Source organism: Vibrio sp. 10N.222.47.A9 (assembly GCF_963872585.1).
Classification (GTDB): Bacteria; Pseudomonadota; Gammaproteobacteria; order Enterobacterales; family Vibrionaceae; genus Vibrio; species Vibrio splendidus.
In genome coordinates, this window is the sequence record NZ_CAWNBB010000013.1 from 208,279 (window position 1) to 226,999 (window position 18,721).

Here is an 18,721-nt window from a genome sequence, read left to right on the forward strand (position 1 = left end):
GTTTAAATTTGTTTAAGTCACTACTCTATCTTAGGTTAGGTAGTGACTTATTTTTCCTACTCTACTGTTTTGAATTGCAAGCCCTATCATCCTACGGGGCTGTTATTACGGTGAGAATCTCCAAGAATAAAAAATATCTTGGATAAGAATTCTTACAATTCAGAGACATCCGCAAAGATTTTGTATTGATGTATCAATCCCTGCTTGAAAGATAAGAAAGTCGCGAACTTAGCGGCATGCGCGCTGCCATTTAGGCGCACGTAATCCACCTGCCCCTCACACGTAACCGTCTCTTCGTTTACGTAGATCCCAGAAAACGTATGTGTCATTGATTCAATTGATCCAAAGAACGCTGCGTTGACCGCTTCGACCGCTGGCTTTCCTACTACTGGTGCGGCGTTCGAAAAATGAAACGATACGTCATCATGCAGTAGTGCCATTAGGGCGTGGACATCTTTTTTATCGACGATTTGATATAGATGTTTTGTCTGTTCGATTAATGGTGACATAGCAGTTGCTCCTTTGAATTTGAACTAATTTGGATTTGAACGAGATTAAGATTTAGCGTGATTAAATAAGTACAGGCTTATCAACAACAGTATTACGGCTGCGATCAATTGCAGCGTTAATGGCTCGCCATACCACGAGATCCCAATGGAAACGCCGACGACGGTCACCACATTTCCCACTTGGCTAAAGCCCAGCCCATCGGTGATTCGCTGAAAACGAAACGTCAGTAAGTAACTGAGTGCTGATAAGCTTGCCATGAGCGCGAGTACGCCAGCTCCGTTTGGAATGAATTCACCATCGACCGCATGAGTAAACGGAAGCCATATCATGCTTTGTAGTGTCAGCATGCCAGCGGCTAGAACTATTGGATTGGCAAGAGGGGGGAACGCGCGACTGCGATAGACATTGCCAGCAGCCAAAAATATGGGTACGAGTAGCGCAATGGCTAGTGCTGACCAAGGGGGTGAAGTGTTCATTTGTGGTGACAAAGTCACAGAGAGTGCGGCAACGACCCCAACCATGATCCCGAGTACTTTTCGCCAGGTTAACGAGGAGCCTTGGAAAGGTAAGGTGAATAACAAGGTAAAGATGGGCGACAAAGTGACGAGTACACTGAACGTACTGGTATTGAGAGATTGTAGGGCATAGGTTGACGCCAGATTAGGGATTGCGACGCCCAGTAAGCCAGCCCAAAGATAATAACGGTAATGCACCAATGCCGTTCGGTTGAGCTGACCTTGTATTACCAATAATGTCATCAACAATAAAGCTGCACCTGCCATAGGTATAATCGCGACATCAATCGGTGGAATGCCAATGGTCACAGCATATTTGGCTAACGCAAAATTCACGGCGACAAGACTGCCAATGCTGACCACGTATAGCGGAGACTGGAATTGCCGACCGATACCATTAACGTGCCTTTTTTCCGATGCCGGTTTTATCAATGATTTCATGTATTACTCTATTGTTGAAGTCGATGAAATCAGCATAAAAGACCTAGATTGATTAGAGAATAGGCTCTACACTCTCCACACTGTATCCAAATTGGCGACAATCATGCAGCACTTAGACGCTATTCCTTATTTCCTTGCGGTGGTAAAACAATCGAGCTTTGCGGGCGCAGCGCGTGAACTGGGCGTGTCACGTTCGGCGGTCAACAAGCGGGTGATCCAACTAGAGTCGAGTCTTGGAGTGCGTTTGCTGCATCGTACTACGCGCCAAGTATCGCTTACTGAATCGGGTGAGCAGTTTTATGATCACCTCACCAAAGCCAATTATTGGCTGCAAAAAGCTGAAGATGCAGCAACCAGTCAGCAAAATCAGGCAATTGGCACATTGCGGGTTAGTGCACCAATGTCTTTTGGTCGTCTGATATTGGCCCCTCTCATCCCACAATTTCTTAAACGCTACCCTCATATTCACATCGACATGACGATGGACGATGGTTACGTCGATATTGTCGAAGGAGGATATGACGTTGCGATTCGAGCTGGGGATTTAAATGACTCGAGTTTAGTGGCGAAGCGGTTAACCAGCGTCCGTAGCGTTATCTGCGTCTCGCCTACGTATTTTGATGAGAATGGTTTGTCGATCCCAACCGAGATCTGCGAACTCAGTGCACACAACGCTTTGCTCTATCGTCATACATCTGAGAGCGCCGAGTGGTTTTTTGGTCACCAAGATCAGGTGACCAGCGTTGTAGTGAAAGGCAATTACCGAGTCAACAACAGCGAAGCATTACTGTGTGCGACCATTGCAGGGCTTGGGATCGCTAGGCTTCCCGACTTTATTGCCAATGCACCCATTCAGTCGGGGCAATTGCTGCCCTTGCTACCTAACTATCTGATGCCAGAGAAAAATGTCTATGCACTGTTTCCTGAGCGAGATCCAATGCCACTCAAACTACGACTGTTCATCGATTTCCTTGCAGCTTCGCTCAATGATCGTTAAAAGTTTATGAAGTTGATAAGAGGCTTTAGACGTACCTAGCCTTTTTATCCTTTCCTACTCGTGCTTTTTGTTTGCACCTCCCACCACTCACACCCTCTCTAAACCATTCACTCCTTGTTATTACCATTCGTCGCATTGATAAAACGGCGTGACAGTTTGTAGTTAACCTTTCAACGTCAACATTTGAAAGGGATTAGAAATCATGACTACTTCACACTCATTTAATTCAAGCTCTACCACTTCTGTGCTTAAGCGTTCATTACTAATTGCACTTGTTTCATTCGCACCCACTTTGGCGCAGGCTAACCCAAGTTCAGACGTTCTTGATATCTACAATCAAGCCGCGCAAGGCAATGAAGATCTGGTTGAGGTGGCTTACGAACGTCTGAACGACACGCTGCAACAAGATGGTGCGACACCACTGACTTTGGTTTACCTAGGAAGCACAGAGACCTTAATGGGGCGTGATGCGTTCTTACCTTGGAACAAGATGAAGTATGTGGAGAAAGGCTTATCAACAATTGATAAATCACTGGTGCTGCTTAAAGACGAAGACCAACCAATTCATGAGCAACCTCGTGTTCAAGGGCTGCCAGATTCTTACCTAACTCGCGCAATGGCTGCGGTGACTTACACCTCGCTACCAGACATGTTTAACCATTTTGATCGTGGTTATGACCTGTTCCTCTCGTTACTCGCGGAAGATGATTTTCAACAACAGCATTTCGCTGCGACCTCATGGATTTACCGTTACGCCATTACCGCATCGATTCGTGCTGAAGACTTCGAGCAAGCACAGGCGTGGCTTGAAAAGATGGAAAACACCGATGCTGGCAACATCGAGACAATGACGGCGAAAGCCCTAATAGCGAAAGCCAAATAACAGCTGCGAACGCTTAAGAATGATGGGGCAGCGGAGGACAAAGGAATGATTGAATTTAAAGGTATCGGCAAATCGTATCTCACGGGCGGTCAACGTGTTGATGCATTAAACGGGGTCGATGGACACATCCAACGCGGTGAAATGGTGGCGCTGTGCGGCCCTTCTGGGTCAGGGAAGAGCACACTTTTGAATGTTCTTGGTTTGTTGGATATGGACTATCAAGGCGAGATAAACATTGATGGCCAACCGTATCCGACAGAGCAAATCGCCGCTGCACGTTTTCGTCGTCAGTCGTTGGGTTTTGTGTTTCAGCGCTTCAATCTGGTTCCTGTAATGACAGCGTTAGAAAACGTCGCTTACCCATTGATGTTGAACCAATGCACGAAACAAGAACAGCAGACCAGAGCGCAAGACATGTTAGAGCGTGTAGGGCTAGGAGATTACGTTCATCACCGTCCAGACAACTTGTCTGGAGGTCAGCAACAACGTGTCGCGATAGCCAGAGCACTGATTCACAACCCAAGCTTGGTGATTGCCGATGAGCCGACCGCCAGCTTAGACAGTCACACTGCCAATCTTGTGATCGACATTATGAAAGAGCTCGGCCACGAAATGGGCACGACTTTTATTGTCGCAACGCACGACCCAAGAATGGCGCAGCGCTGCGACCGAGTAATTGAACTTGTCGACGGGCAACTGGCGCCACAAGCCGCAACCACGGAGGCGATCTCATGGGCAAGTTAACACAAAGAATGAGCACGTTTTTACTTCCAACTTCGGTGCGTTTGGCGTGGCTTAATTTATTAAGAAATGGTCGTCGTAGTTTGCTATCGGTATTGATTATTGCCATTGCCGTATTTGCGCTGACCAGTGCTGGTGGTTATGGGCTTTACACTTATGAATCTTTGAGAGAATCGACCGCGCGCGATACTGGTCATCTCACCTTAAGCACGCCGGGATACTTTGAACAAGATGAGGACATGCCGCTGAGCAATGGTCTGGACAACGTTCAAGCGCTAACCAAGAGCATCATTGGTGACAGCGACGTGCGTGGTGTGCAGCCTAGAGTCTATTTTAGCGGCTTGGTGTCTAACGGCAGTAAGTCGACCATCTTTATGGGAACTGGCGTCAATGAGCGTGAGTTCGACATGAAAGGTCCTTTCTTAGATGTGCGCAGCGGACAAACCCTATCGGATGTGAAGTCACCAAGATACGACAGCCAAGAGCCACAAGTCATGCTGGGAACAGACCTTGCTCGTAACCTCAAAGTTGCGGTTGGCGATTGGGTAACATTACTCGCCACCACCAGTGACGGCGCTTTGAATGCTTTTGATTTTAAGGTGCAGGGCATCTACTCGACTGGGGTTCCTGAGCTGGACAAGCGTCAGCTGTATGTACACATCACCACCGCACAAGAGCTTTTAGCCTCAGACAAAGTCAGCACCTTGTCGGTGTTCCTATTTGAAACCAGCAAGACCTCGACCGTTCAACAACGCATTCAAGCGACTTTAGATCGAAATAGCGCTAGCCAAAACGATCAAGGCACAGAGATCGAGATCACCCCGTGGCAAGATCGCGCATTTTTCTACACCAAGGTCAAAAATCTTTACGACCGGATCTTCGGCATCATGGGTGCTGTTATGGCATTGGTGGTGTTTGTGTCGTTGTTTAACACCATGACCATGTCGGTGACCGAGCGCACTCGTGAAATTGGCACCTTGTCGGCTCTTGGTAGTTACCCATCTGAAATCGTGGCTGGTTTCTTAAAAGAGGCGGGATTACTGGCGGTGATTGGCAGTGCGATCGGTGCGTTAGTGAGTGGTTTAGTGTCGCTGTTATTGCTGGTAGTTGATATACAGATGCCGCCACCTCCAGGCAGAACCGAAGGTTACCCACTCAACATTTACTTCTCACTGGAATTAGTTGGTTACGCCACTTTAGGTGTGCTGACGATATGTTTGCTGGCTGCTTATTTCTCTGCTCGCAAAGGCGTGAATAAGCCAATCACGGAGGCGCTGGTTTATGTATAAGTTTACTCGTTTACTCACTGTTTTAGGTTCTGCATTGGTTCTAGTATCGACACCAAGCTGGGCTGTCGATTCACAACAAGTCACTGAGATGATTGCCAAGGCAGACAGCTATCGTTTGAACAGCGCACAAGCGTCTAAGGTAGTGTCTTTGGTGGCGTTATATCAAGACGAGCAACTGGACAAAACCCGTGAATACAACGTCTATACAAGACCAAATCGAGAGTCGTTGGTCGTGTTCAAGTCGGCGGTCGAGGCTGGGCAGAAGATGCTGATGATTGAAGATAACTATTGGTTGTTGATGCCGAAATCTCGTCGCCCAATTCGTATCACACCGATGCAAAAATTGTTGGGCGAAGCCTCGGTTGGGGACATCTCGACGCTGACTTGGAGTGAAGATTACCAAGGCGAGTGGGTTGCCGAACAACAAGTAGAGGTGCCGACGGGCGAGATAGTCGATACCCATCACCTAAAGCTCGCGGCGAAAACCAAGGGTGCCAGCTATCAATCGATTGATCTGTGGTTAACGGCAGACCGAGCGTTTCCAGTGAAAGCGGATATGTATCTGCGTTCAGGTAAACTGGCGAAACAAGCGTGGTTTGCTGAAGGCGTGCGAGATGGATTATCAACCGTTATGTCGATGACCTTGCTCGATAAGATTCAACCAAGCAAGAAAACCGTGATTGAGTACCGCGAAGTGAGAGAACAAAGCTTGGCGGATAAATATTACAACCCTGCCTACCTATCGCGTAACAGCGTATCTGGGTTGTAGGTGGACGTCATGAAAGCTTCCAATCGCCGATTCCACATAAAGTTTTCAATCGCTACTTTGCTTGCTTTTTCTTGTATGAGTAACACGATTCAAGCGGACGATCTGAGCTTGGCGTGGGACTGGCAACTCAGTGCAGAAGCGATTGAATCGAGAGAGTCACCATTTAGCCCTTTAGCATCTGATCAAAGTCAGTCTTTAAATGGTTTGCTGGATCTAGAGGTTGGATATGGCAATTGGCTTGGTCTGTTCGCAGTGAAAGCCAATGATATTCTAAGCAATAACCCTCAACAACAAGACGCGAGCTTTGAATCGGAATTCATTGTGCGTGAGCTGTTTTGGCAAGGTGGTGTTGATCTGTCGAATTCAGCGTTCGGTGACCACTATCTTGATGTGACACTCGGTAAGGTTCGCCTAGATTGGGGCGTGGGTTATGGCTACCGACCGTTAGACATCATCAAGCCTTATCGACAAAACCCGGTGGGCATTGTCGCAGAAGAGGGCGCGGGAGTGGCCGCGGCGTCACTGTTCGATATGACAGGAGAATGGACACTGCTTTACAGTGATTCTTCGTGGACTTCTCAAGACGTAAATGAATTCGAAAAGCAAAACCAGCAACAAGGCTTTGGGCTGCGTCGTTACAACCTAGTGGGTGACCATGAGTATCAGTGGGTTGCTTATTATGACGATGTACGCCACGGCTTGCTTGGGGCGAGTTTAGTGTCGGTGTTGAATCTCGCTTGGGAGTTTCATGGCTCGGTGGTCTATCAACGACAAAGCCTTGGCTACAGCCAGCCTGATTCAATGCTTAAACCGGTTTATCTTGAAGAGCAGGGCGAGGCTTATCAAGCGTTGGCAGGATTAACATGGGCCAATGACACGGGGCACAATGTGGTGTTGGAATATTGGTTTGATAGCCGAGCGTGGAGTCATTCTGAGTGGCAAAGCGCAATAGAAAGTGCCGAGTCTTTGTCGGTTAATCCGATGACCGCATCATTGGCAGGTTCTTACGCGCAAGGTTATCAACACTCCAACTTGGTTCAGCACAACATCATGTTTCACTGGTCTCTGGATTCGACACATGGCTGGCTTGAAGATATCACGCCGACATTCGACGTCATGCTGTCTCCTCAAGATGGCGGTTTTATTGCGACTCAGTGGCTCAACTATCAGGCTTTAGATAATGGTGATTCATCGTTGGATTTGGAACTTGCTGCACGCTTTCTAGGCGGTAAAAGAGATTCTGCTTACGCCAACTTACCCGATAGTCATATGATTCTTTTAAATATCAAAGGACGATTTTAATGAACACTTCTTCAAGCAGTCAGTTTTCATGGATTAAAAGCTTCACGCTGACCACTCTGTTTTGTTTCGTCATTGCCGTCACCACTCAAACTATTTGGGGTGGCGACCTTGTGGTTAACCTCGCGATAAGCTTTGGTTTTGGTTACAGCGCGGTGGGTTCTTCTTTCATCTTGGTTAAGTTGTTTAAGAGAACATCCAGAACGCTTGAAGTGGGTATCTCAATGGTGTTCGCGATGACCTTTGGTACCTTGAACGCCCACTATTGGTTGAACGGATATTTCGGGGCCAATATCTCGGACCTTAAATCTGTCGTGTTGCTCGGTGTGATCTTCTGTTCGGTTTGCTATTACTACTTCTATACACGAGAGCAACAACTACGCGCCGATAACGAATTGGAAGTGGCCAAGCGTCGTCAGGCCGACCAAGAAAAGGTGGTGGTGCTGAGTCAGCTTAAGCAACTGCAAAGCCAAATTGAACCGCACTTCTTGTTCAACACACTTGCGACCATCAATGTGTTGATTGAGAGTGATAGCGCGAAAGCCAAGTTGATGCTCGAAAAACTGACTGACTTATTGCGTGTGACTCTTAAAAACAGCCGCACCGAGCAATCGACCATCGCACAAGAGGTCGACTTGTTAGACGCTTATCTTAATATCCAAAAGGTACGTTTGGGTGAGCGCTTAACGTTCTCGATTGAAATACACGAGATTAGCGATTTGCAGGTGATTCCACCGTTCTTGATTCAACCCTTGGTCGAGAATGCACTCACACACGGTATTGAACCCAAAGCCGCTGGTGGCCAAGTGAATATTCGTATTACTCAACAAGCCCAGCAGCTAAAAATTGAAGTGGCTGATAATGGCGCAGGGCTGAAAACGCCTTCTGCGAATACGGGTCACGGTGTTGGGTTAAGCAATATTCGTCAAAGAATTGAAACCCTTTATGGTGATAAGGCGAGTCTAGCGATTACTGAACACGCTGAAGGCGGGGTAGTGTCGACGATCTTGTTACCGCTGACTGACGCAGCCGCCTAGAATTACAGACTAGAAAGCACAGAACAGTGACGAAAAATAGACGATTTACAGTGTGAATTTAAAGGACTAACCATGAACAACCCAGCAGTACAACCGAGCGTAACGGCGATTATCGCAGACGATGAAGCACTGTTAAGGCACCACCTAGACAAGAGTTTGTCTGAGGTTTGGCCGGAGCTAGAGATCGTCGGTAAGGCACAAAACGGTTTGGAGGCGATGCAGAGTATTCAGCAGCTTAAGCCCGATGTGGCTTTTCTCGATATTCGTATGCCTGAGCTGGATGGTATCTCGCTCGCGAAACAATTGAACAAGCTAGATTCACCGCCATTGATTGTGTTCATTACGGCTTATGACGAATACGCGGTCAAAGCTTTTGAACATAATGCGATGGATTACCTGCTTAAGCCAATCAATGAAGAGCGCTTAGTGGCCACATGTCAGAAGGTTCAAGCGCGTTTGTTAAGCCGTCAAAAACAGCCTGATGACATCCCAGTACAGCCCGATATCACAGCGTTAATGGCTCAGCTTCAACAGCTATCACAATCGTCTTCCCAACAAAACAAGCAACAGTATCTCACGTGGCTCAAAGCCAGTGTCGGAGAAGACATTCACCTGATTGCCGTCGATGATGTGGCTTACTTCAAAGCGGAAGACAAGTACGTGTCGATATTCAAAAAAGGCCAAGGCGGTTTGCTAGAGGAATTTATTCTTCGCGTATCATTAAAAGAGCTGATTTCGCAGCTTAACCCGGATGAGTTTTGGCAGATCCATCGCTCGGTGGTGGTTAAAGTGTCGGCCATTGATAAGGTGAAGAAAGGGCTCTCTGGCCAGATGTCGGCTTATGTGTCGGGTGGGAAGTTACCGATCAGCCGCGCCTCGCAAGCGTTGTTTAAGGGGATGTAGAGAACTAGCTTAAAGGTATGTAGCCATTGATTTTAAAAGGATGTAGTCAACGAGTTTAAATGGATGTATTAGGCTCTTATCAAAACGCTGCTTTAAACGAGCATAGCCGATCTTACATAACGTATAGTGATTTATAAAATAAAGATCTAGATCACAAAGATACTCATCCGGTTCAATATTAAATAATAATCGTTAACTCAATCTGTATATTGTCGATGAATGACATTAAGAGGTTGTTATGAAAACATATTATTTAGCGACGGCTCTATGCCTCACCTTAGTTGGCTGTAGCTCAACATCAAAAACCACCGAAACGCCAATCCAGCCGGATCCGGCATGGACATCAGGCCAGCTAGAAAATGGCCTTACCTACCATGTTTATCCAGATCATGAAGAATCCGTATCTGTTCGTTTAGTTGTGCACGCGGGTTCGTTCCAAGAGACTGACCAACAAGAAGGTTATGCGCACTTTTTGGAGCACATGGCATTCAATGGCAGTAAAAATTTCTCTCAAAATGACGTGATTCGTCTATTCGAAGATGCAGGCGCTAGCTTTGGTGCTGATATCAATGCCTACACTTCTTACCAAGAAACTGTGTATCAATTAGATTTACCTGACAATGTCCAATTACAGTCAGCCCTGACGTGGATGCGTGACATTGGTGATGCTCTGGACCTATCAAGCTCAGAAGTTGAAAAAGAGAAAGGTGTGATTCTTGGTGAGTTCCGTTATGCACGCTTAGACGACAAGCCATTCGCAGAACAGTTTTTAGACCACTTCATTGAGGGTGGTCAGTATGAAGGCCAAGATGCACTTGGTACTAAAGAGTCTGTGCTCAGCGCGACTTCCCAAGGGCTAAATAACTTTTATCAGACTTGGTATCAACCTCAGAACGTTGAGGTGATTGTCTCCGGTGACATTGACACAAAAACCGTCATTCCATTAATTGAACAGAAGTTTTCAGACTGGCAGCGAGGACAAACTCCCAAGCCAGTAAAACAAAGAATTACCACCTTTAATGAAGGTGATTATATTGAGTATGCAGAATCGGAAGCGCCAAGTATCTCTTTGATGATCAACCGAGGGGCAAGTGCGGTTGACACTCGCGCGCAACAGCATCAACTTTGGCTTGATGAGACAGCACAGCAACTGATCAGGCAGCGACTTAATACCAAGTTCAATGATGCGGCTTTGCCAACTCAATGGATAAGTTCCAAACATTATTCTATGGAATATCAGCGCTATTCATTGGTGGATGTTGGCTTTCCTGTCGGCGCTCGTGAGGTGACTCAAAAGGAGCTAATCGCCACATTGGCATCTCTGCGTGATTATGGCGTCTCTGAAAATGAGATAATTAGCGAACAGCATTATTATCAAGACTTACTCGATAATGTTGAGATCGATTGGGACAATATGGACAGCGTACAGCACGCTAACCAGAAAGCGACGGCTTTAGTGAACGAACAAATCGTGCAATCACAGCGAGACTATGAAGCGAGCCTTGAAGAGTTTGTCGCAAACCTCGATCTTGATGCGATTAATGCCAATATTAAGGCTTTGCTTTCTAGCGACTATTTCGTAGTGGTTGGTATGAATGAAAGTGAAGATAAAGTTGCGGTTACCCAAGCCATCGAGAACTTGAAAGCAACTTATAGCGAAAAGGGTGCCAAACCGTTGTTTTCGGTGACCAGCAGTGCTTTTGCTGTTCCTAGTTCGCAAGGCGATATTGAGTTAGTGGAACAGATGTATGTAGACCCATATGTTCAAAAGTGGACGCTTAGCAATGGTATCGATATGTGGTATATGCGTGACTATCTTGCAGGCGATGACATAGGTATTTATTACACAAGCTTAGGTGGTAAGGCAGCACTCGATCCTAAGTTATATCCAGCGTCAGAGTTAGCTCTTGCTGCTATCGGTAGAAGTGGTGTTGGCAGTTTTTCAGGAACGGAGCTTGATGCGCATTTGGATCGTGAAGATATTCAGGTTTATCCGTTTATCGATTTTACTCACCATGGCGTCGAATTTAAGCTCACCAGTAATGGCTTAGCGGAAACTTTTGCTGCACTCAACGCGATCGTTACATCAGTCAAGGTATCGCCAGAGCAACTGGAGGCGGTTAAGCAAGAATTCATTCAAAATCGAGATTCTTACTTAGCAAGCCCTACTGGTCAGTTCGCATATGCAATGAACCAAAATACCTATCAAGCGGACAGTGATCATGTGTTGCTCGATAGTAAAAGTGTGGAAACGGTTTCTGTTGAAGAGATAAAGAGCGTTCATCAGCAGTTGTTTGGTCAATTCCGAAATAATCAGCTGGTTATTGTGGGCGACATTGATCCAAGTGAACTGAAACCTCTGGTTCGCCAGTACTTGGCTTCTATTCCATTGGAAAAAGCCGTTGTGCCTGACTTTAACGTCGCGTACAAGCACCCATCTAAAGCGCGTATTGATTTGTCGGTCAACACGGCTAATAGCACTGAGTACATGCTAAGAGTCATTGCGGAGCCTTCCGAGCAAACTGGAATAGTAAGAGGGCAAACGGCGAAAGATATCTTTATGGAAGACATGCTGCAACGCCTGCTTGTTACTCGTTTAGACGCGTACATACGTGAAGATTTAAGTCTAGATTACTCACCTTATGCTTACTGTGTATCGCAAGATGGTGATACAAGCCATGACTGGTTTATTGGTGCGCTGATCGACCCTAAAAATGCCGATAAGATAGAGGTCGCGATTGATAAAGTGATTGGAGACCTTCTGAAGGGCGTATCAAATGATGAGATTAGAGCGGCAGGCAAGCAACTAGAAGCGGACTTTACGCCTTTAGATACTAGTGTTGTTGATCAAGCATGGTTCGTGTCTCGTTATCTTTTGCACGACTATGGTGTAGAAGCCTTGTTTAACGTGAAAGCGACGGTTAACTCAATTTCTCGTGAAGACATGAATCAACTTGTCCAACGCATCTTTGGTGAAAATAGCCGTAAGGTTAAGAACATCATGCGTCCTAAAGCCTAAAGCCTAAAGCCTAAAGCAGACAGAAACACTTAACCCAAAGCCAAGCGCGCATCGCTTGGCTTTCTTGTTTTTACACCATTCATAATATCTATGCACCAAGCTTTGTTGAGCTCTTTTTGAGGTATATAAATCTAAATGCCGTGAGTGCCTAATCGGTTGCATCGTATCATTTTCTAAAAAAATGTTTTAAATCAAGACAGCGTTTCATTTGTATTGTAGATTGACGATCTACGAGAATGTTGTTTGGATATTAGATTGCTTAAATTAGGTACCCGATTAGTCTTAATGTTGTTTTTACTGAGCTTTGGCTTAGTGAACTCTAACGGCTATTCGTTCCCTTCTAAGCCATTTCAAATATACTCGGCTCAAGAGCAATCTTCACAGAATGAACAATCTTCCTCGATAAAACAGTGTAAACAAGCCGCTACGGATAACCCGTCGAGCTACTTTGAGTGCAACAAAGCTCAGTTTGGCACCGATCCTTCTGGTGACAGTTCCAACTATCACGACACAGAGTCGAGCCTCCAAGCTGCAAACTTCAGACGTATGCTCAGTAACGAGCAAGAAAGCGTGGCCGATCTTGAGCCAGCTTATCATTTACTGATTGACTTCTCTCCCCCCTCAATACTGGCTTCCCTGCTCTTCAACACGCCGTTGTTGGATTCCAAGCTGCACTGGACCAGTATTGTGAGTTCTCCGTCTTCCCGGCTTTCGGGGTGGAAAGAGGGCAACATCCAATACTCGCATTTCCGAGAACTTCTTAGCTAATCGTTTGACCCTAAATTGGTCGTATCGATGGTCGCCTAGTGCCCATTGAACTCGCCAATTAACCAAGACAAACATAGCGACATCAGCTTTAGCATCACTACCGTTCAATCAGCTTGTTCTGGTTTCAGCTATCGATCGTGTTCGCAAAACATTAGTTATACCAATCGTAGTAAATAACTGGTCAACCTAGCTGGTTAAAACGCTCGTTCACTGCTTTTTTCCGGTGCTATTTTTGAGCTCGTATTTACGGTGATTGGTAAAAAGAAGAGATCTTGACTGTGAAAAAACGCATTCCAAGAAAACAAATCAACCACTATTCAAAGTGGAAATACGCGGTGCTTATCGCCACCATTATCATCATGGTTCTGAGTGCTTTACCTTCTTGGTATGGCGAGAATGCATCGGTTCAAATCAGCAATCGCTCTGAGCAGACAATCGATGCGACTCAAATTACTCAATACCTTGCGAGCGAAGGCATCCAAGCTAAATCGGCATTTCAAAAAGACAAACGTTTAGTCGTGATCTTAGAAGATGCTGAACAACAAGCGAAAGCCAAAGAGGTGCTGAATGAGCGCCTATTGGATAACGCGACCGTTGCGCTAGCGATGGAGCCAGCAGCACCAAAATGGTTGACTGACATGGGCTTCGCGCCGATTCAGCTAGGCCTTGATTTACGTGGTGGTGTGCAGTTCTTATTAGAAGTGGATATGGAGCCGGTTTATCACGCGCAAGCTCAAGCGATGGTCGACGAGATCACCAGCGAAGTGCGTTATGCCCGCGGTAAAGTGGTGAACAACCAAGTTCAGTTTGATTTCCGTACCGACGCCGATTTCGAAAAAGCCCAGAAGCTGATTCGTCAAGAGTTCCCACAATGGCTACGTAACCGCTCAGACAAGTCGCTAACGTTAACTCAGTCTGAAGAAGAACAAAGAACGCTACGCAACCTTACGGTTCAACAAAACCTGCAAATCATGCGCAGCCGTATTGAAGAGCTAGGCATCACTGAGGCATCGATTCAACGCCAAGGTGAAAGCCGTATCCGTATCGAGTTGCCGGGTGTACAAGACCCTGCAGCTGCGAAAGACGTGATTGGTGCAACGGCATCTTTGGCGTTCTATTCGGTGTACGACAATGCCACTCGCAGTACTCAAACCCTGAAAGATTCAGACGGCAACCGTGTGGTCGTCGACCGCAAGGCAGTGTTGAGTGGCGAGCACATTATTGATGCTCGCAGTGGCATTGGTGAGATGGGCAGTGCAGAAGTCAACATTACGCTAGATTCTTCTGGTGGTAAGAAAATGTCCGAGTTCTCACGTCATAACATCGGTAAGCCAATGGCAACGGTGTACAGCGAATACAGCCGTGATAGAGCGGGCAACAGCAAGCAAGACAGTGAAGTGATTAGTGTGGCAAACATCCAATCTCAACTGGGTAGCCGCTTCAGAATCACTGGCGCAGGCAGCTTGGCAGACGCACAAGAGCTTGCGTTACTGCTGCGTGCGGGGTCATTGACTGCGCCTGTGACCATCATTGAAGAACGTACTATTGGCCCATCTTTGGGTGCTGAAAATGTAACCAACGGCTTTGCTGCTTTGGCACTTGGTCTTGGCCTTACGCTAACGTTTATGGCGCTATGGTACCGCCGTCTTGGTTGGGTCGCGAACTGTGCATTGGTGGTTAACATGACCACATTGTTTGGTTTGATTGCGCTGCTACCGGGTGCGGTTTTAACTCTGCCGGGTATTGCGGGTTTAGTACTGACCGTTGGTATGGCGGTGGACACCAACGTGCTTATCTTCGAGCGTATTCGAGACAAGATGAAAGAAGGACGCAGCTTTGCTAGCTCTATCGATCGTGGTTTCGATAGCGCATTCTCGTCAATTTTCGATGCTAACGTCACTACCATGATCGTTGCTGTGGCTCTATATACCATTGGTAATGGACCGATTCAGGGCTTCGCTCTGACACTGGGCTTAGGTCTTCTAACCAGTATGTTTACGGGTATTTTTGCTTCACGAGCGATCATCAATTTGGTTTGGGGGCGTGACCAACGCCACGATGTAAGGATTTAAGCATGAGTACTTCAAAAATGACTATTTCAGACTGCTATTTTTCAAATAGCAATATGACTCGCCTTCGTAAGGTGATGTCTGTGATTTCTATTGTGCTGTTCATGAGCTCTGTGATGCTGGTGGCAGTGAAAGGTTTTAACTGGGGTTTGGACTTTACTGGCGGTGTGGTTGCCGAGGTTCAACTCTCTGATCAAGTAACCAAAGATGCGTTAAAAACCAAGCTCGATACGGCTTTCCAACAAGACGTTCAAGTGGTCGGTATGGCAGAACAGGATCGCTGGACGATTCGTTACAGCCAACTGACAGACGCTCCACAGCCAAACTTAGTGGATGCTTTGTCATCGGTAAGTGACCAAGTAAAAGTGCTTAACAGCAGCGTGGTTGGGCCTCAAGTGGGTCAAGACATGGTTGACCAAGGTGGCTTAGCGGTATTGGTGTGTTTTCTAATGATCATGCTGTACCTGAGTGTACGGTTTGAATGGCGTTTGGCTCTGGGTGCGCTTGCCGCGATCATTTATGACGTGACGCTTATCTTGGGTCTGTTCGCTTTTACTCAGTTTGAGTTTAACCTGACCGTATTGGCGGCCGTGCTAGCGATTCTCGGTTACTCATTGAATGACTCGATCATCATCGCCGACCGTGTACGCGAAATGCTGCGCGGCAATCCAAACGGTGATACTGATAACCTGCTTAACGAATCGGTTAAAGCGACCTTCTCACGCACCATGGTGACTTCAGGAACAACGCTAATTACCGTATCAGCGCTTTGGCTACTGGGTGGTGCTGCGCTGCAAGGTTTCGCGATTGCATTGGTGGTGGGTATTGTCAGCGGTACGTGGTCTTCCGTTTCGGTAGGTATCACACTGCCTAAGCTACTTGGCCTACAGCCTTGTCACTACCAAGTGAAAGCGCCAGTAGAAGTTGAGGGTGAGTACCCTTAGTCAAGCTTAGCTAGCTTATGCACGGTAGGCCGATTTACTTACGCTATTAACCTAAATCAATAATAAAAGCCCTTGAACTCACTTAACCCCCTAAGTAAGTTCAGGGGCTTTATTTTTATATAAGAGTCAACTGGTTAGAGAAAAGCGAGCCTATTTCAAAAAACGATGGATTGAGCAGGCAAGCCCTCATGATATGAAGTATGTTTAGATGACGTTAGTAGAAATGAGGCAAGGGAATGGAATATCGACATCAATGTCATGTAGGCGACCATGGTGATGCACTGAAGCATCCAGTATTGAGTGCACTTGTTCAGTCATTAATGCAGCAGCATTCACGCCTCAACGTTATCGACACGCACTCAGGTACAGGGTGTTATGACCTAACTACCGCACCAAGTAATCACGCCGGTGAGTTTGCTGAAGGGGTCGGGTACTTGTGGCGCAATAAGGCTTATCTTCCTCCGGTATTCGCTTCTTTTATGTCGGTACTGGAGTACTACAATCCGAATCAACTTATCTCTTTGTATCCGGGTTCTGCCGCCATCACTTACCAACAAGGTCGCAGCCAAGATAGTTTCTATTTTTCAGACATTCAGCAAGATGAAGCTGATTTACTGCAAACCAACATTGAGAAGTTACAATGTAACCTGGATATTTCAAGCAAGCTTACGATTAGCGCAGGTGATGGGCTTAAAGCGTTACCTGATGACGTAGCTAAACATGACAATCACCATCTGATTGTTATCGACCCACCCTATGAAACCGATTCAGAATATCTCGCGGTGATTGATGCCTTAGTTAAGGCGTATCAGCAATCTGAGAAGGTATCTGCACTAATTTGGTACCCGCTCTACACGGATGACAAGAGCTCACTGATTTTGAACCACTGTGTGACCGCAGTGAAAGATGGTTTGCTGCCAAGTCCGATTAAGTCGGAGCTTCGCCTTCGAGATCCTAAGGGTGATGATCGCCTGATCGGTAGTGGTTTGCTGTTGTTCAATCCTCCCCAAGACATTGCGGGAACGGTCGCGGATACGCTTGATTATTTACACAGCCAACTCGCGACTAATAGTGAAGGGTATTGGCAAATGAGAAGTCTATAAATCTGATTTCTATGGATTTTATGATGATTTTCTAGACGTCGTTCACTAAATCACTGTTATTTATGTGGTTTAAATTGACCAAACGCTAACTTTTATCGATTGATTAATTGCAGTGAATCATTTAAAAATAGAATATCAATGCGCACAAGTGCATAATGGCTCATAAGTTAAATAATTAATCTTAAGATTAAACTAGATTGTGGTTTACCCCCTAAACTGCATAAGGCTCGCACTAGTCATGCGAGCCTTTCTTTTGCCTGTCGGAAATGTTTCTAGTGGTTAGAAACCATCATCTCCTCCAAATTCACTACAACGCTGGGTAATCGATGTAGCCTTTTTCGTTGCCGCCAAACAGAGTGGCGCCGTCGAGATCGGATAGTTCGCTGCCGTTTTGTAGGCGTGAAACTAGATCTGGGTTAGCAACGAATGGGCGACCGAATGCGACAAGGTCGGCGTAGCCTTTACTCAATACTTCTTCGGCGCGTTCTGGTGTGTAGCTGCCAGCAACGATGATGGTGTTAGAGAACAACTCTCTTAGTTCGACACGGAAGCTTTCAGGTATCACAGGCGCGTCATCCCAATCGGCTTCTGATAGGTGCAGATAAGCGATATTACGAGCTTGCAGTTCCTTTGACGCTTCTAAAATCGTTGGCACGATGTCTGGGCAGTTCATGTCTTTGAAGGTGATGAATGGGGCTAAACGTACGCCCACTTTTTCAGCACCAATCGCTTTAATTACCGCATCCACGACTTCAATTAGAAAGCGAAGTCGGTTCTCACGACTGCCACCATAGTTGTCGGTGCGCTTATTTGAATTGGTTCTTAGGAATTGATCGATGAGGTAGCCATTACCACCGTGGATTTCCACTCCGTTGAACCCTGCCTCGACTGCTTTTTTCGCTGAGTGAGCAAAATCTTGAACAACACGATCGATGTCTGCTTGGGTCATCTCTCTTGGTTGGATGCAATCCACCATGTTGCCGTTACCATTCTCATCAGAGATCCAAACCTGCGTTTCGATTGGTGCCAGTGCAGAAGGTGCAATCGGCAACTCGCCTTTTTGAAAGGTAGGGTGTGATACTCGGCCTACGTGCCATAGTTGGCAGAATATCGCGGCACCTTGCTCTTTTGCTGCTGCTGTTACTGATTTCCAACCTTCGATTTGCGCATCGGTATAGACGCCGGGTGTGAATGAGTAACCTTGGGAGTCATCTGAAATTTGTGTGGCTTCAGTGATGATAAGCCCTGCACTTGCTCGTTGTTGGTAATAAGTCGCCATCATGTCGTTTGGTACGTTTCCAGGTTGGCTAGTGCGAGCGCGTGTCATGGGTGCCATAACGACACGGTTTTGCAGCTCTAGGCCTTTCAGTTCTGATGTTTCGAATAACTTGTTCATGATCTCTACCTTTATGAATTTTTAGTGCTGTGCCAATT

Annotated in this window: 16 protein-coding genes; 13 read left to right on the top strand and 3 right to left on the bottom strand. The window is 46.4% G+C overall.

Going from position 1 to position 18,721, the window contains the following annotated elements:
* Positions 1-152: 152 nt before the first annotated feature.
* Together AACT19_RS02510 and AACT19_RS02515 are read right to left on the bottom strand one after the other, a co-directional pair.
* Positions 153-509, bottom strand: coding sequence for a nuclear transport factor 2 family protein (locus AACT19_RS02510; protein ID WP_054541996.1), 357 nt, complete (start codon positions 507-509; stop codon positions 153-155).
* A gap of 45 nt (positions 510-554) precedes the next feature.
* Entirely contained in the window at positions 555-1,466 is a 912-nt protein-coding gene (locus tag AACT19_RS02515; RefSeq protein ID WP_054541995.1) for a DMT family transporter, read from the bottom strand.
* Positions 1,467-1,569: 103 nt separating this feature from the next.
* Here AACT19_RS02515 and AACT19_RS02520 point away from each other — a divergent pair, with 103 nt between their 5' ends.
* The 13 genes from AACT19_RS02520 (at position 1,570) to rlmJ (ending at position 17,287) form a co-directional block, all read left to right on the top strand.
* Positions 1,570-2,463, top strand: a complete 894-nt coding sequence (locus tag AACT19_RS02520; protein WP_054541994.1) for a LysR family transcriptional regulator — start codon at positions 1,570-1,572, stop codon at positions 2,461-2,463.
* A gap of 202 nt (positions 2,464-2,665) precedes the next feature.
* Positions 2,666-3,346, top strand: a complete 681-nt coding sequence (locus tag AACT19_RS02525; RefSeq protein ID WP_076645025.1) for a hypothetical protein — start codon at positions 2,666-2,668, stop codon at positions 3,344-3,346.
* A gap of 45 nt (positions 3,347-3,391) precedes the next feature.
* The gene (locus tag AACT19_RS02530; RefSeq protein ID WP_076645027.1) at positions 3,392-4,090 is read left to right on the top strand and encodes an ABC transporter ATP-binding protein; all 699 of its coding nucleotides are present in this window, start codon (positions 3,392-3,394) and stop codon (positions 4,088-4,090) included.
* Positions 4,078-5,376 (top strand): ABC transporter permease, encoded by a 1,299-nt coding sequence (locus AACT19_RS02535; RefSeq protein WP_009846054.1) that lies wholly within the window; start codon positions 4,078-4,080, stop codon positions 5,374-5,376. The genes AACT19_RS02530 and AACT19_RS02535 overlap by 13 nt, the downstream gene beginning before the upstream one ends.
* Positions 5,369-6,145: an outer membrane lipoprotein-sorting protein gene (locus tag AACT19_RS02540; RefSeq protein WP_076645029.1), complete on the top strand. Its 777-nt coding sequence runs from the start codon at positions 5,369-5,371 to the stop codon at positions 6,143-6,145. The genes AACT19_RS02535 and AACT19_RS02540 overlap by 8 nt, the downstream gene beginning before the upstream one ends.
* Positions 6,146-6,154: 9 nt before the next feature.
* Entirely contained in the window at positions 6,155-7,447 is a 1,293-nt protein-coding gene (locus tag AACT19_RS02545) for a hypothetical protein (protein WP_076645031.1), read from the top strand.
* Positions 7,447-8,481: a sensor histidine kinase gene (locus AACT19_RS02550; protein ID WP_076645033.1), complete on the top strand. Its 1,035-nt coding sequence runs from the start codon at positions 7,447-7,449 to the stop codon at positions 8,479-8,481. The genes AACT19_RS02545 and AACT19_RS02550 overlap by 1 nt, the downstream gene beginning before the upstream one ends.
* A 72-nt stretch (positions 8,482-8,553) precedes the next feature.
* Entirely contained in the window at positions 8,554-9,384 is an 831-nt protein-coding gene (locus AACT19_RS02555; RefSeq protein WP_076645035.1) for a LytR/AlgR family response regulator transcription factor, read from the top strand.
* Positions 9,385-9,622: 238 nt separating this feature from the next.
* Positions 9,623-12,403 (top strand): M16 family metallopeptidase, encoded by a 2,781-nt coding sequence (locus tag AACT19_RS02560; RefSeq protein WP_076645037.1) that lies wholly within the window; start codon positions 9,623-9,625, stop codon positions 12,401-12,403.
* 285 nt (positions 12,404-12,688) lie between these two features.
* Complete coding sequence (locus AACT19_RS02565) at positions 12,689-13,171, top strand: hypothetical protein (protein ID WP_029221919.1); 483 nt, start codon at positions 12,689-12,691, stop codon at positions 13,169-13,171.
* Between the two features lie 272 nt (positions 13,172-13,443).
* Entirely contained in the window at positions 13,444-15,243 is a 1,800-nt protein-coding gene (secD, locus tag AACT19_RS02570) for a protein translocase subunit SecD (protein ID WP_004732670.1), read from the top strand.
* Positions 15,244-15,245: 2 nt separating this feature from the next.
* The gene (secF, locus tag AACT19_RS02575; RefSeq protein WP_076645039.1) at positions 15,246-16,184 is read left to right on the top strand and encodes a protein translocase subunit SecF; all 939 of its coding nucleotides are present in this window, start codon (positions 15,246-15,248) and stop codon (positions 16,182-16,184) included.
* A gap of 236 nt (positions 16,185-16,420) precedes the next feature.
* Positions 16,421-17,287 carry a 23S rRNA (adenine(2030)-N(6))-methyltransferase RlmJ gene (rlmJ, locus tag AACT19_RS02580; protein ID WP_076645041.1) on the top strand — a complete coding sequence of 289 codons (867 nt, stop codon included), beginning with the start codon at positions 16,421-16,423 and terminating at the stop codon, positions 17,285-17,287.
* Positions 17,288-17,594: 307 nt separating this feature from the next.
* Here the strand turns inward: rlmJ and AACT19_RS02585 are convergent, their stop codons facing one another.
* Positions 17,595-18,683 carry an alkene reductase gene (locus tag AACT19_RS02585; RefSeq protein WP_076645043.1) on the bottom strand — a complete coding sequence of 363 codons (1,089 nt, stop codon included), beginning with the start codon at positions 18,681-18,683 and terminating at the stop codon, positions 17,595-17,597.
* Positions 18,684-18,721: the final 38 nt, after the last annotated feature.